This window comes from Cellulosimicrobium funkei (genome assembly GCF_001019615.1).
Lineage (GTDB): Bacteria > Actinomycetota > Actinomycetes > Actinomycetales > Cellulomonadaceae > Cellulosimicrobium > Cellulosimicrobium cellulans_E.
Map to the genome: position 1 here is coordinate 35824 of NZ_JNBQ01000001.1, position 14163 is coordinate 49986.

General features: G+C 74.6%; 13 protein-coding genes and 1 pseudogene. 7 read left to right on the forward strand and 7 right to left on the reverse strand.

Features of this window, described 5'->3' with window-relative positions; translation table 11 throughout:
- Positions 1-17: 17 nt before the first annotated feature.
- Together FB00_RS00170 and FB00_RS00175 are read right to left on the reverse strand one after the other, a co-directional pair.
- Positions 18-908: an endonuclease/exonuclease/phosphatase family protein gene (locus FB00_RS00170; protein WP_231581642.1), complete on the reverse strand. Its 891-nt coding sequence runs from the start codon at positions 906-908 to the stop codon at positions 18-20.
- A gap of 44 nt (positions 909-952) precedes the next feature.
- A complete protein-coding gene (locus tag FB00_RS00175; RefSeq protein ID WP_047230863.1) occupies positions 953-2137 on the reverse strand; it encodes an aminotransferase class I/II-fold pyridoxal phosphate-dependent enzyme in 1185 nt (394 codons plus the stop codon).
- 242 nt (positions 2138-2379) lie between these two features.
- Between FB00_RS00175 and FB00_RS00180 the strand changes: the two genes are divergently transcribed.
- Both FB00_RS00180 and FB00_RS00185 read left to right on the forward strand, forming a co-directional pair.
- Positions 2380-3012, forward strand: a complete 633-nt coding sequence (locus FB00_RS00180) for a hypothetical protein (protein WP_156186238.1) — start codon at positions 2380-2382, stop codon at positions 3010-3012.
- A 65-nt stretch (positions 3013-3077) separates the two neighbouring features.
- Positions 3078-3680 (forward strand): DUF1992 domain-containing protein, encoded by a 603-nt coding sequence (locus tag FB00_RS00185; protein ID WP_047230864.1) that lies wholly within the window; start codon positions 3078-3080, stop codon positions 3678-3680.
- 118 nt (positions 3681-3798) lie between these two features.
- On the opposite strand, the gene FB00_RS00190 is transcribed toward FB00_RS00185, so the two are convergent.
- Positions 3799-5112 (reverse strand): carbohydrate-binding protein, encoded by a 1314-nt coding sequence (locus FB00_RS00190; protein ID WP_047230865.1) that lies wholly within the window; start codon positions 5110-5112, stop codon positions 3799-3801.
- 247 nt (positions 5113-5359) lie between these two features.
- On the opposite strand from FB00_RS00190, the gene FB00_RS00195 reads away from it, so the two are divergent.
- From FB00_RS00195 to FB00_RS00205, 3 genes are all read left to right on the forward strand, one after another.
- Entirely contained in the window at positions 5360-6520 is a 1161-nt protein-coding gene (locus tag FB00_RS00195) for an alpha/beta hydrolase (protein ID WP_082140807.1), read from the forward strand.
- A 92-nt stretch (positions 6521-6612) separates the two neighbouring features.
- Positions 6613-7023, forward strand: a complete 411-nt coding sequence (arr, locus tag FB00_RS00200; RefSeq protein WP_047230866.1) for an NAD(+)--rifampin ADP-ribosyltransferase — start codon at positions 6613-6615, stop codon at positions 7021-7023.
- Positions 7024-7173: 150 nt separating this feature from the next.
- Positions 7174-7809 carry a VanZ family protein gene (locus FB00_RS00205; protein ID WP_082140808.1) on the forward strand — a complete coding sequence of 212 codons (636 nt, stop codon included), beginning with the start codon at positions 7174-7176 and terminating at the stop codon, positions 7807-7809.
- Here FB00_RS00205 and FB00_RS00210 read toward each other — a convergent pair.
- Positions 7722-8243, reverse strand: a complete 522-nt coding sequence (locus FB00_RS00210) for a low molecular weight protein-tyrosine-phosphatase (protein ID WP_231581643.1) — start codon at positions 8241-8243, stop codon at positions 7722-7724. The two genes, FB00_RS00205 and FB00_RS00210, sit on opposite strands and share 88 nt — an antisense overlap.
- Before the next feature lie 85 nt (positions 8244-8328).
- Between FB00_RS00210 and FB00_RS00215 the strand changes: the two genes are divergently transcribed.
- Positions 8329-9237: an SDR family oxidoreductase gene (locus FB00_RS00215; protein WP_047230867.1), complete on the forward strand. Its 909-nt coding sequence runs from the start codon at positions 8329-8331 to the stop codon at positions 9235-9237.
- 457 nt (positions 9238-9694) lie between these two features.
- Here FB00_RS00215 and FB00_RS00220 read toward each other — a convergent pair whose 3' ends face one another.
- A complete protein-coding gene (locus FB00_RS00220) occupies positions 9695-11206 on the reverse strand; it encodes an MFS transporter (protein WP_047230868.1) in 1512 nt (503 codons plus the stop codon).
- Between the two features lie 82 nt (positions 11207-11288).
- Here FB00_RS00220 and FB00_RS21435 point away from each other — a divergent pair, with 82 nt between their 5' ends.
- Positions 11289-11819: a winged helix-turn-helix transcriptional regulator gene (locus tag FB00_RS21435; protein ID WP_082140809.1), complete on the forward strand. Its 531-nt coding sequence runs from the start codon at positions 11289-11291 to the stop codon at positions 11817-11819.
- An 82-nt stretch (positions 11820-11901) separates the two neighbouring features.
- On the opposite strand, the gene FB00_RS00230 is transcribed toward FB00_RS21435, so the two are convergent.
- Together FB00_RS00230 and FB00_RS00235 are read right to left on the reverse strand one after the other, a co-directional pair.
- The gene (locus FB00_RS00230) at positions 11902-12771 is read right to left on the reverse strand and encodes a sugar phosphate isomerase/epimerase family protein (RefSeq protein ID WP_231581666.1); all 870 of its coding nucleotides are present in this window, start codon (positions 12769-12771) and stop codon (positions 11902-11904) included.
- 146 nt (positions 12772-12917) lie between these two features.
- A pseudogene (locus FB00_RS00235) lies at positions 12918-14157 on the reverse strand (dihydrodipicolinate synthase family protein).
- Between the last annotated feature and the right edge of the window lie 6 nt (positions 14158-14163).

The window sequence follows — 14163 nt, forward strand, 5'->3', positions numbered from 1 at the left end:
CGCTCGGAGCGTAGCGCTCAGGCGGTGGCGCGCGCCTGCGGTTCGACGACCACGTCGACCACGACCGCGCGGTGGTCGGACAGGCCCGTGTCGACGGCGGTCGCGGGGCCGAGGGCCCGGACCGTCGCCTGCCCGGGGACGGAGTCGGCGAGCACGTGGTCGATCTGCCGGGCGGGCCGGTCGACGGGGTGGGTCAGCACGTCGGCGAGCGACGTGAACCCGGTGATCTCCGCGGGCTCGGGCGCCCGCAGGTTGAGGTCGCCCAGCAGCACGAGCGGGCGGGGGAGCGGCGCGCAGGCCCCCGCGAAGGACCGGAGCTGGTCGGCCGTGAACTCGGGTCGGGACGTGGTGTGTGCCGTCACCACGGTCAGCGGCCCCCACGGCGTCACGACGGCGGCGGCGAGCGCCGCGCGGGGCTCGTCCGGGACGACGCGGAAGGGGACGAGGCGCGCGGCACCGGTGGTCGTGCCGGGCGTGCGGCGGCGGATCCGCGAGCGCCACGGCATCCGGTCGAGCTCGAGCCGCGACCACCGCGCGACCGGGAACCGGCTGACCAGCCCGATCCCGTAGGACGCGACGCCGGGCACGCGCCGCACCCCCGCGCCCGGTCGTGCCGCGCGGACCCACGCGCCGGAGACGCCCCGCAGGGTCGGGGAGAAGTGCCGGTGGTCGGCGCGGAGCGCGTCCGCCGCGACGGCGACGAGGTCGGCGCGCTGCGAGCGCGGCGAGTCGCGCTCGACCTCCTGCAGCGCGAGCACGTCAGCGTCGAGGTACGCGACCGCGCGCGCGAACCGTTCGACGTCGACCGTGCCGTCGAGCGCGGCGCCGTGCAGGGCGTTGAAGGTCGCGAGGCGCAGCGCGCCGTCGGGTCGCGGGGGCAGTCCGGGAGCGGCGGGGTCGGTCGGCACCGCACGATCCTCGCGCGAGCCCGCGACGGTCGCGACCAGACGCGTCAGAGGGTGCGCCGCCAGGCGACGATCCGCTCCACGGCCTCGGCGACCGTGGCCGGGGCCGCTGCGAAGGAGAGCCGCACCCAGTCACCGCCCCGGACGCCGTCGAAGTCGGTGCCCGGGGTGAGCGCGACGCCCGCCTCGGCGAGCAGCCGCTCGCACCACGTCACGGAGTCGAGCCCGTCCCCGGAGACGTCCGCGTAGACGTAGAACGCGCCGTCGGCCGGGGCGACGCGCGACCACCCGAGGTCGTCGAGCCGCGACAGCACGAGCTCGCGCGACGCCGCGTAGCGCGCGACGTTCTCCGCGGCGGCCGCGTACCCCTCGGGCGAGAACGCCGCGACGCCCGCGTGCTGCGCGAGCGCGGGCGGGGACAGCGCGACGTTGCCCGCGAGCGCGTCGACCGGCCCGACGAGCTCGTCCGGCAGCACGAGCCACCCCAGTCGCCAGCCCGTCATCGCCCAGTACTTGGAGAACGAGTTGACGACGACGGCGCCCTCGCCGACGTAACGCGCCGCGGTCGGCAGCGCTGCGGGAGTGGCGCCCGCCGCGTCGTCGTACGTGATGCCGTGGTAGATCTCGTCGCTCACGAGGCGGACGTCGTGGTCGGCGCACCACGTCGCGACGGCGTCGAGCTCGGCGGGCAGGATCATCGTCCCCGTCGGGTTCGCCGGGCTCGCGACGACCAGGCCGTCGAGGCCGCCGTCGTAGTACGCCTCCATGAGCTGCGACACCGTGGGCTGGTAGCGCGTCTCCGGCCCGCAGTCGAGCTCGACGACCTCGCAGCCCAGCGCGCGCAGGATGTTCTTGTACGCGGGGTAGCCGGGGCGGGCCAGCGCGACGCGGTCGCCGACGTCGAACGCCGCGAGGAAGGCGAGGAGGAACCCGCCGGAGGACCCGGTCGTCACCGCGACGCGCGCCGGGTCGACCTCGACGCCGTACCAGCGGTCGTAGTGCTCCGCGATCGCCCGTCGCAGGGCCGGGACGCCGAGCGACTCCGTGTAGCCGAGGTCGCCGTGCTCCAGCAGCTCGATCGCCCGGCGGCGCACGACGTCCGACGCCCCCGTCGACGGCTCGCCCGCGCACAGGTTGAGGACGGACGCCCCCGCGTCGCGCAGGCGGTTCGCCTCCGCGAGCACCTCCATGACCGCGAACGGCGGCACGTGCGAGCGGCGCGAGACCTTCATCGACCCAGACATGAGGCCATCATGCCGGTTCCCCCGCCGCCGACCGCCGCCCAGCCTGGTGCTGGGGGCGCCCCACGGCGCCGAACCCGGGGTTGCGGCCGGGCTCGACGGCCGAGACGCCCACAGCCCCGGGTTCGACGCGGACCGGGTCATTCCTTCGAGGGATGGCACCCTGCCTCAGCGCGCGGGGTCGGTCGTCCGGGCGACGCGCGGTCGTCGGGCGGCGGGGTCGGATGGACGGCATGACCGAGGACGTGTGGGACGACGGCTCCGACGACCGGGCGCGGGGCGATCGCTCTGGGGGCGGTCGTGGGCCCGACGGCCGCGACGAGGCGTTCCGGCCGGTCCGGGGGTGGGGCGTCTTGTGGCGCAGCGCGTTCGTGCTGTGGCACGGCGGGCACGAGTACGTCGTGGACGTGGACTTTCTCGACTGGGACGAGCGGATCCGGCTCTACCGCGACCGCCGCCTCGTCGACGAGCAGCGGTCCCGGGCGCGCTTCGACCTCCCGGGTGTGCGGATCGAGGCCCGGATGAGCCTCTACGGGATGCGGTACGTGCGCGTCGTCGACGCCGTGGGAGACGTCCGGGACGTCCCGCCGATGCCCGGGACGGCCGAGGCGTGGCGCGACCGCATGGACCGCGAGCGCCCGACGGCGAGCCGCGCCGTCGGCATCGCCGCGTGGGTCGTGCTCGTGGTCGCGCTCGTGACGCAGGTGCCGCAGCTCCTCGACCTCGTCTCCGGGGTCACGGGCTGGACGCCACCGTTCGTACCCGACCTGCCCGCTCCCGTGAACACCGTGCTGTCCGTGGCGGGCGTGGTCGCCGCCGTCGACCGCGGGCTGCGCCGTCGCTACCACCCGCTCCTGGACGGCTGACCACCCGCTCGTCCCGCGCCGCCGCGCGTGCTTAGGGTGGAGGAACGCCGACAGAGGAGGTTCTCGTGTTCCGACGACGGTCCCGCAGCGCCCCCGACGACGACCCGGTCCGGCGCGCCGCGCAGTACCGGGTCGACCGCGAGACCGCGCGCGAGGCGTCGGAGCGCGACGACCCGGGACACGCGGACGTGCCCGGTCCCGCCGGGGACGAGGCGCCCGCCGCCGAGTCCCCGGTGCCCGACGATGACGCTGCGCCCCGCGGCCCGCGGCGTGTACGACCCGAGGACCGCGCGTTGTACGTCGACACGGTGATCGATCAGGCCATCCGACGAGGGGAGTTCGACGACCTCCCGCTCGCGGGCAAGCCGATCCCCGGCCTCACCGGGACGCACGACCCCGACTGGTGGCTCAAGTCGGTCATCGAGCGCGAGCAGCTCACGGGTCTGGGCCCTCCGGCGATGCTGCTCAAGCAGGAGGACCGAGAGCTCGACGACCGGCTCGACCGCGAGCTCGACGAGACGACCGTCCGCGAGATCCTGGCGGACTTCAACGCGCGCGTCGTCGACGCCCGCCGCCAGCTCCTGGGCGGGCCGCCCGTGGTCACGCCGACGCGCGACGTCGAGCACGAGGTCGCACGCTGGCGCGCACGGCGCGGCCGGACCGCCTAGCCCGACGATCTCGCCCGCCCGCGGCCCGACTGCCCGCCGTCGAGCACGACATGGGGGCCGCTATCGGGCTGATAGCGGCCCCCATGTCGTGCTCGGCGGGAAGCGGGCGTCGGATCGGCTAGCGGCCCTGGAGCGCGCGGACGTTGTCCCCGAACGTCCAGCCCTTCGATCCGTCCCAGTTGATCGACCACGTCATGAGGCCCTTGAGGCGCGACGCGTACGGCTGGTACGCCTGGGTCACCAGCGACGGCGCCATGTAGCCGCCGCCCGCGCCCGCCTGGGCGGGGAGCCCCGGGACCTGCTTGTCGTAGGGCACCTTCACCGTGACGCCCTGGATCGTCAGGCCGGCGTTCAGGCAGTCGGTCTGCGCCTGGAAGCCCTGGACGGTCCCGGCGCTGTACGAGTCGCCGCTGCATCCGTACATCGAGCCGTTGTAGTACTGCATGTTGAGCCACCAGAGGCGGCCGTTGTCGACGTACTTCTTGATGATCGGCAGGTACGAGCCCCAGATCGAGCCGTACACGACGCTGCCTCCCGTGACGTACGCGGTCTCGGGCGCCATCGTGAGGCCGAAGGTGCTCGGCATCTCCGCGAGGACGCCGTCGATGATGCGGATCAGGTTCGACTGCGACGTCGACAGCGTGCTGATGCTCCCGCTGCCGGACAGCCCCGTCTCGATGTCGATGTCGATGCCGTCGAAGTGGCTGTCGCGCAGGATCGGCACGACCGTCTCCACGAAGCGGTCCGCGACGGCCGGGCTGGACAGGTCGATCCCGGCGGTCGCGCCGCCGATCGACAGGAGCAGGCGCGTCCCGTCCGCCTTCGCCGCGCACATCTCGGCGGGTGTGGGCACGTCGACACCGACGTCCATGCCGTCCTCCCACAGCACGGTGCCGTCGGAGCGGATCACCGGGAACGCGAGCGTGACGACGTTGTAGCCGTGCGCGGAGATCCGGGCGTCGTCGATCGGGATGCGGCCGAGACCCGGGTGCACGCCGTTGGACGCGCCGTCCCAGCTCTCCCAGTACCCCTGGAGCACCTTCCCCGCCGGCTTGCCCTGCACCGCGCAGTCCGTCGGGTCCGTGGGGTCGGTCGGGTCCGTGGGATCCGTCGGGTCGGTGGGATCGGTGGGATCCGTCGGGTCCGTCGGGTCGCACGCCCCGCCGTCGGTCCACAGCGTCGGGGTCGAGGCAGGGTTCCAGCCCGTGCCGACGTAGGCCGTGTGCGTGACGCGCGCGGTGTACGTGCGCCCGCCGTACGTGACCTGGGCACCGGCGGCGTACGTCGAGCCCTCGGCCCACACGGTGGTCGAGCACTGGGCCGCGGCCGCGGGGGCGAGCGCACCCGGGACGACGGCGGCGCCGCCCACGAGGGCCGCCGCCAGGGCGACGGTGGCCGCTCCGGCGAGGAGCGGGGTCGGACGAGATCTCACGGGGCACCTCGGGTGGTCGCACGGCGGCCGAGGCGGGCGCCGTCGGCCGATGATGCCGCCAGTCTGCAAGCGCGCGACGGCGTCGCGCATGAGGGAGAACCACACGATCCGCACCGTTCACCGGGGCCCGGAACCCCGCGGGATACGGGTGGTCACGGACCTCGCGGCCGCGGCGGGCCGGCCCACGCGCGGCCGGGGCCGGGCGCGCGGCGAGCGGCCTGCGGCCCGCGCGCCTAGGGTCGGCGGCATGGTCGACTGGCAGCCCGACGTCCTCGGGGACGACTACGAGCAGCTCACGCTGCCGCTCGCCCCCGACGACGAGGGCGACGTCGTCGCCACGCTCGTGCGCCGCCGTCGGGCCGGGGGAGACGACGCGGACGGGACCGGCCAGCACCTCGACGTCCTGTACGTCCACGGGTGGTCCGACTACTTCTTCCAGACCGAGCTCGCCGACTTCTGGGAGGCGCACGGCGCGCGCTTCCACGCGCTCGACCTGCGCAAGTACGGGCGCAGCCTGCGGCCCGGCCAGACACCGGGGTACGTCACGGACCTCGCGACGTACGACGAGGACATCGCGGCCGCGCTGGCGGCGATCGGCCACCGCGGCGACGGGCGCTCGCCGCGCGAGCTCGTGCTCATGGGCCACTCGACGGGCGGCCTGACGCTCAGCCTCTGGCTCGCCCGGAACCCCGGCCGCGCGGCGGCGCTCGTCCTCAACAGCCCGTGGCTGGAGTTCCAGACGCGCGAGGTGGGGCGCCTCCTGCTCGAGCCCGTGATCGGGGCCCGGGCGCGCCTCACGCCGACGCGACCGCTGCCCAACGTCGATCTCGGCTTCTACACGCGCTCGGTGAGCAAGGACTTCGACGGCGAGTGGACGTACGACCTCGCGTGGCGCCCCCAGCACGGGTTCCGCACCACGCCCGCATGGCTGTCCGCCGTGTTCCGCGGGCAGCAGACGGTCGCGCGCGGCCTGACCATCGGAGCGCCGGTGCTCGTGCTGCTCTCCGCGCGGAGCACGCTGCTGCCCCGCTGGACGCCCGAGATGATGCACACGGACACGGCGATCGACGTGGACGGCGTCGCGCAGCGGTCCGTCCAGCTCGGCGACCTCGTCACCGTCGCGCGCCTCGACGGCGCCCTGCACGACGTCGTCCTCTCCGCCCGGCCCGTGCGCGCGCTCGCGTACGGACGCATCGCGCAGTGGGCCGCCGCGTACCTCCCGCGTCCCGCGCCCGTCGTGCCCGACGACGACGCCCCCGCTCCCGACGCCGCACCGCCCGCGTCGCGCCGGCTGGGCCCGCTGCTCTCCCGCCTCGGCGCGGGCGCCCACCGCGCCGGGCGCGCCGTCGCGCGCACGGTCGGCTCCGCCGTCGGGACGCTGCGCGGCACGCGTGCCGGCCGCCGGTGAACGGAGTCCGCACGAGACCGGCCCACGACGTCGCGCCCCCCGCCCCGGGCGTCCCGCCGCACCGAGCGGGGTCGGGGGCCTACGGTGGGCACGTGAGCCAGGCACTGGACGAGGGGCCGTTCTTCCACGGCACGAAGGCCGATCTCCGGACGGGCGACCTGCTGACCGCGGGCTTCCGTTCGAACTACCGCCCCGAGGTCACCATGAACCACGTGTACTTCACCGCGCTCGTCGACGGCGCCGGCCTCGCCGCCGAGCTCGCAGCCGGCGACGCGGCACCTCGGGTCTACCAGGTCGAGCCGACGGGTCCGTTCGAGGACGACCCCAACGTCACCGACAAGAAGTTCCCGGGCAACCCGACGCGGTCGTTCCGCAGCAGCGCGCCGCTGCGGGTCGTCCGCGAGGTCACCGACTGGCCGCGGCTGAGCGAGGAGGCGCTGGCGTCCTGGCGCGCGCGGCTGACGGCTCTGCTGTCCGACGAGCGGGGCGAGATCATCAACTGAGGGCTGCCAGGCATCGGGCAGGGGTCCTCTACCCCCGCAGGGGGAGGGCGCCGGGTCCGGGTTCGCCCCGTCGGTGGATACCCCGGCGGCGGGGCGCCGCTACCGTCGGCGACGTCGTGCGTGGCGTCGCCAGCTGAAGGAGCGGTTCGAGTGTTTCGCGAGGTCCCTGTCCTCCCCGTCGTGGTCCCGCTGGGGGCGGTGGTCCTGGCGGTGCTGCTGTGGCGTCTGCGCCGGGCCGGGCGGCTCACCGTGCCGCGGGCCGCCGTCGCGCTCGCGCTCGCCGTCTACGCGGCCGGGGTCGTGGCCAACACGGTGTTCCCGATCTTCCTCGACAAGCCGGTGGGCAGCGCCCCGTGGAGCGCTCACCTGGCTCTCGTGCCCCTGGCGGACTACGAGGTCGCCGACGCGGTGATGAACATCCTCGTGTTCGTGCCGCTGGGGATGCTCCTGCCGCTCCTCCTGGCGCGGACGTCGTGGTGGCGCGCCGTGGCGGCGGCGGCGGCCTTCAGCCTGACGATCGAGGTCGTCCAGTACGTCACCGCGCACCTGCTCGGGGGCGGTCACATCGCCGACGTGGACGACCTGCTCTTCAACGTCGTGGGCGGCGTGCTCGGCTACGCGCTGTTCACCCTCCTGTGCCGCGTCCCCGCGCTCGACGCGTTCCTCGACCGTTTCCGCTGGACCCCGGGTGCTCCTGCTCAGGCGTCGAGCTGGGTGCGCACGAACTCCACGATGCCGTCCGCGGCGGCCTCCACCTCGGCGAGGCAGTCCTCGAAGTCCTGCTGACCGCCGTACCAGGGGTCGGCGATGTCGAGCACGTGCTCGGGCTCGCCCGGCGCGACGCGGGGCGCGGCCGGGTCGAACGAGCGGTACATCCGCACCGGGCCGGCGCCGTCGAGGCGGCGCAGGGCGCGCGCGTGCTGGGACGTCATCGCGAGCACGAGGTCGCGCGCGGCGAGGTCGCCCGCGCGCACCTGGCGGGCACGGTGCGTCCCGTCGACGACGTACCCGTGCTCGGCGAGGACGCTGCGCGCGCGGCGGTCGATCGGGTTCCCCCGCTCCTCGTCGCTGATCCCCGTCGAGTCGACGACCACGCGGTCGCCGAGACCGGCCGCCTCGAAGCGGTCGCGCAGGACCACCTCGGCCATGGGGGACCGGCAGATGTTGCCGGTGCAGACGGTCATGACGCGGTAGGGCGCGGGGGCCTCGGCACTGGTCATGGGCCCATTCTGCGCGAGGCCCGCGCGGTCCTCACGTGCGGTCGGTCGCCGGGCGACCCGCGACCGCCGCGTCTACCGTGAGGACATGATGATCGGGGCGCGGTCGGGGCGGATCGCCGTGACGGGCGCGAGCGGGATCCTGGGGTCGAAGCTCGCGTTCCGCCTCGCCGCCGAGGGCGCGAGGCAGCGGCTCGTCGTGCGCGACGCCGCGCGGGCGCCCCGCCTCGGCGACGACCCGCTCCCGGAGTCGGACGTCGCCGTCGTCGGCGGGTACACCGACACGCGGGCGATGGTCGCGGCGTTCACGGACGTCGACACCGTGTTCCTCGTCTCCGCCCGGGAAGACCTCGACCGCGTCGCGCAGCACCGCGCGGCGGTCGACGCCGCCATCGCGGCCGGGGTCGGGCACGTCGTCTACGTGTCGTTCGTCGGCGCGGCGCCGGACGCCGTCTTCACGTTCGCCCGCGACCACTGGCGCACCGAGGAGTACATCCGCGCGACGGGCGTGCGCCACACGTTCCTGCGCGACAACCTCTACCACCGCGGGCTCGCGCTCATGGTCGGCGACGACGGCGTGATCCGCGGGCCCGCGGGCGACGGACGGGTCGCGTCCGTGTCGCACGACGACATCGCGGACGTCGCGACCGTCGTCCTGCTCGACGCCGACGCGCACCGCCACGACGGGGCCACCTACGACGTCACAGGGCCCGAGGCCCTCACGCTCGGCGAGGTCGCGGAAGCCCTGACCGCCGCGACGGGCCGCGACATCAGGTACCACGCCGAGGCGCTCGACGAGGCCTACGCGTCGCGCGAGCGCTACGGGGTGCCGCGGTTCGAGGTCGACGGCTGGGTGTCGTCGTACACGGCGATCGACGCGGGCGAGCTCGCGCACGTGAGCGACACCGTGCCCCGGCTCGTCGAGCGCCCCGCGCAGTCGTTCGCCGCGTGGCTCGACGACTACCCCGAGGAGTGGGCGCACCTCCGTCCCGCCTGAACCTGGCGCGCCACCGCGAGATCGACCCGCACGTCCGAGATCGACCCTCGGTGGGTCGATCCGGCGACGGGTGGGTCGATCTCGGCGTCTCCACGCCGTGCGCGAAATCCCCTGGCGCGGTCCGCAGGGGCGGACGTACCGTCGTCGTACACGCGAAAGGAGGTGGTCCTGGAAGTGAAGATTCTTCGGACTCGTGAGGTGGTTGCGCGCTAGTCGTCGCGCAACCGATCCAGCAACGGACCGGATGCGGTGAGCCCGTGAACCGGGCGGGGTCTCCCGAGGGGAGGCGCCCGACGGCGAGCGAGTACCACGCAACCACCGGAGCCCGCGGGTGTCGTGCCCTCGTCCAGCACGACAGGAGGAACCCTCCAGCCCGCGGGCTTCTCGCTGCCCACCCCCGCGCTGAGTGCGTGAAATAGTCGCGTCCGGACGTGGCGGACGCGACTATTTCACGCACTCAGCGGGTGGCGGGGGTCGGCTCGGGGTCCGCGAGGTCGGACTCGGCGGCCGGGACGGCGGCGACCGGAACGGCGGGCGAGGCCGGATCCTGCAGGACGCGGCGGCGGCGCGGCGCGCCCATCGCCACCGCGGCGAGGGCGAACGCCGCGACGGGCACCCAGAGCGCGGTGTGGAACGCAGCCAGGCCGGCCTCACGGCCCGTGCCGTCCCCGAGCGCGACGACGCTGACGGCCGTCGCCGCCGAGATGCCGATCGCCGCGCCGAGCTGGAACGCCGTGTTGAGCACCCCGCCCGCCACGCCCTGCTCGGCGTCGCTCACGCCCGTCGTCGCCGCGATGGCGATCGGCCCGTAGACCAGCGCGAAAGCCACCCCGACGAGCGCCAACGACGGGACCATGACGGCATACGTCCAGTCGAGCCCGGACGCGAGGAACCACGCCGCCGCGAGCGTCCCGGCGACGAGCCCCCCGACGATCACGCGCGGCACGCCGAAGCGCTCCACGAGGCGCGGCGTGAGGACGGGCGCCAGCACGACGTCGATCGCCATGAGGAGCATCGCGAGACCGGTCTGGAGCGGCGTCCAGCCGCGCAGCTCCTGGAGGTAGAGCGTGAGGAGCACCTGGAACCCGTAGAACCCGCCCGCGAAGAGCACGGCCGTGACGTTCGCCCGCACGAGCTCGGTCGAGCGGAAGAGCCGCAGCGGCAGGAGCGGGTGCGGCGCCCGGCGCTGGCGGGCGACGAACGCCGTGAGGAGCGCCGCCCCGCCCGCGAGCGCACCGACGGTCCACGCGACCCCCTCGCCCGGGTGCTCGAGGCGCACGATGCCGACGGCGAGCAGGACCATGGCGCTCGTCGCCAGCACGGCGCCGAGCACGTCGAGCGCGCCACGGTCTCGGGTCGTCGGGTCGCGCGGGACCGTCACCAGGGCGAGCGCGAGGAGCACCACGGCGAGGAGCACCGGGGCGAAGAAGACCCACCGCCAGTGGATCGCGGCCAGGAGCCCGCCCACCACGAGCCCGAGCGAGAAGCCCGCCGCGCCCGCGGCACCGTAGACGACGAGCGCGCGGTTGCGGCGCGGGCCCTCGGCGAACGACGTGGTGATGAGCGACATCCCGGCCGGCGTGAGGAACCCTGCCGCGACGCCCGTCACGAACCGCGACAGGAGGAGCATCCACCCGTCGGTCGCGAAGCCACCGAGCCCGGAGAACACGAGGAACACGAGCAGCCACAGGACGAACATGCGGCGTCGGCCGTAGAGGTCGGCCGCGCGCCCGCCGAGGAGCATGAACCCGCCGTACCCGACGACGTAGGCCGTCACGACCCCGCCGAGCTCGCCCGTCGCGAGCCCCAGGTCGGCGCGGATCCCGGGGAGCGCGACGGAGAGCATCGCGATGTCGCTGCCCTCGAGGAAGATCGCCCCGCACAGCACGAGGAGCAGCCCCCAGTCCCGGAGGGTGAAGCGTGCGGCCGCCTGCGCGCTCTCGTGGCGGCTCGTGGTCCCGTCGGTCATGGACGTCCCCTTCCTCCGGAGCACCTCTCGGTACTCGGTTACCTCTTGATACCGAGCCCATCGTGGGACAGGATCAGGAGGCATGGAAGACGGCACATTCGACGTACCTGGTATCACCGGAGATACCGTGGCGGCGCAGCAGCGGCCCGAGGTCGGTCCCGGAGGCGCGCACGACGACGTCGCCGCGGCCGAGGTCTGCGACCCGCGCCCGCCGTCGAGGTGGGAGAGCGACGTCGACGTCTGGCAGTGGGACGCGCGCGAGGACTGCGAGGTGCGCCAGATCCTCGACCGCATCGCGGACAAGTGGTCGCTGCTCGCCATCGCGCTGCTCGACCGCCGGGTCATGCGGTTCACGGAGCTCAAGCGTGAGATCGACGGGATCAGCCAGCGCATGCTGTCGCGCACGCTGCGCCAGCTCGAGCGCGACGGCATCGTCGAGCGCACGGTCTACCCGACGGTCCCGCCACGCGTCGACTACGCCCTCACCGAGATGGGGCGCTCGCTCCACGCGACGACCAAGGCGCTCGTGGTGTGGACCGAGGCGCACCAGGAGCGCATCGCGGCCGCGCGCAGCGCCTACGACGAGCGCGAGGCGTCGCTCCAGGACCTCTGACCTGCCCCGTGAGGGGATGCACACCCGTCGAGTGCGGAAAATGGTCGCGCCCGGCACGTCCGGACGCGACCGTTTCCGGCACTCACGGGGTGGTGAGGTGGGGTTCGACGAGCTCCACGTAGCGGCGGGCGAGGGTCGCGACGACGTCCGCGCCGCGTGCGGCCCAGACGTCGGCGTGGAAGATCTCGACCTCCACGTCGCCCGTGTAGCCCGCCTGGGCGACCGAGCGCGTGAACGCGGTGAAGTCGACGTGACCGTCGCCCATCATGCCGCGGCCCAGCAACGTGTCCGCGGGCAGCGGCGTGATCCAGTCGCACACCTGGTAGCTGACGATCCGGCGCGCCGCGCCCGCCCGGGTGATCTGCTCGTGGACCTTCGGCTCCCACCACAGGTGGTACGTGTCGACGACGACGCCCACCTCCTCGGGCGCGTACGGCTCGGCGAGGTCGAGGGCCTGCTCGAGCGTCGAGACGACGCCGCGGTCCGCCGCGAAGATCGGGTTCATCGGCTCGATGCCGAGCGTCACGCCCGCGTCGCGCGCCGCCGGGACGAGGGCGGCGATCGCCTCCGCCGCGCGCGCCCGTGCACCGATCAGGTCGCGGTCGCCGTCGGGCAGGCCGCCCGGGACGAGGACGAGCGTGGGCGCCCCGAGCGCAGCCGCCTCGGCGATCGCGGCGAGGTTGCTCGCGTGGGCCGCGGCGCGCGCGTCCGGGTCGCTCGCGGTGAAGAAGCCGCCGCGGCACACGGACGACACCCGCAGCCCGGCGTCCCGCACCCACCGCACCGCGGTGTCGAGCCCGACCTCCGCGACCGGCTCGCGCCAGACGCCGATCGCGGGGAGCCCCGCGGCGACGCACCCGTCGATCGCCTCGCGCAGCGACCAGTGCGCCGTCGTCCGCTGGTTCAGGGAGAGCCGCGCGAGCCGAGGATCGCCGGGCTCCGGCGTCGGCACCCGCGCGGCCACCCCGCTCGGCACGTCCACGAGGCCCGCCCCGCCGAACAGGTGGTCCTGGTCCGTCCCGCCACCAGCACGAGCCAAGACCACCTGGTCGGCGGAAGACCGGGGGCCGGAGGACGGGAACTCCGAGATCTCGGTGCTCATGCGACCACCTCGTCGACGTCGGCCCGGGCGGGCGCGGCAGTGGCGGACGCCGCTGGACTCGTTGCGGAACCGACCTCGGTGCCGACCTCGATGCCCGCCGCCGCGAGCACGAGGCCGAGGCGGTGCGCGGCGAGGTCCGGGTCCGGCAGGAGGCGTGCCTCGTTCGCGAGCTCGAAGGCCCGCGCGAGGTGGACGACGCTCCGCGCCGACTGGAGGCCCCCCCACCATCGTGAAGCCGGGCTGATGACCCGACAGCCACGCGAGGAACGCGATGCCGGTCTTGTAGTAGTACGTCGGCGCCTCGAAGACGTGCCGGGAGAGCGCGAGCGTCGGGGCCATCTCGGCGTCGTAGCGGTCGAGGTCGCCGTCGTCGAGCGCCGTCAGCGCGGCCGAGGCGGCGGGCGCGACGGCCGCGAACGCGCCGAGGAGCGCGTCGGAGTGCCGCTCGCCGTCGCCCCGGATGAGCTCGGGGTAGTGGAAGTCGTCGCCCGTGTACAACCGGACACCCTCGGGAAGTACGGCGCGCAGACCGACCTCGTGCGCCGCCGAGAGCAGGGACACCTTGACCCCGTCGACGCGGTCGGCGTGCGCCCGCACGAGGTCGACGAACGTCGCGGTCGCGGTGTCGACGTCCCCGGACCCCCAGTACCCGCGCAGGTTCGGGTCGAACGCCTCGCCGAGCCAGTGCAGCACGACCGGCTCGCGCACCTGGGACAGGATCGCGTCGTACACGCGCACGTAGTCGTCGGCCGACGTCGCGACGCGCGCGAGGTGCCGCGACGCCATGAGGATGACCTGCGACCCCGTGCCCTCGACGAACTCGACCTGCTCGGCGTACGCGCCGATCACGTCGTCCACGGTCCGCAGGTCCTCGGGCGACCGGTGGTCGGTCCCCGCGCCCGACGCGATGCGCGCGCCGAGCTCGTGGGCCTGCGCCGCGCTGCGCGACACGAGCTCCTGGACCGCGGGCCAGTCGAGACCCATGTTGCGCTGCGCGGTGTCCATCGCCTCGGCGACGCCCAGCCCGTACCGGAACAGGTGCCGCCGGAACGCGAGGGTCGAGTCCCAGTCGACGACGGCGGGCGCGCCCGGGACGTTCTCGCCCCGCGGGTCCGCGACGACGTGCGCCGCCGCGAACGCGACGCGCGAGGCGTACGGGCCGGGGTGGTCCGCCCACTGGCGGGGCGCGCGCAGCTCGACGAGCCGCGTACCGCCGTCGGCCAGCGGGATCCGCACCCCGCC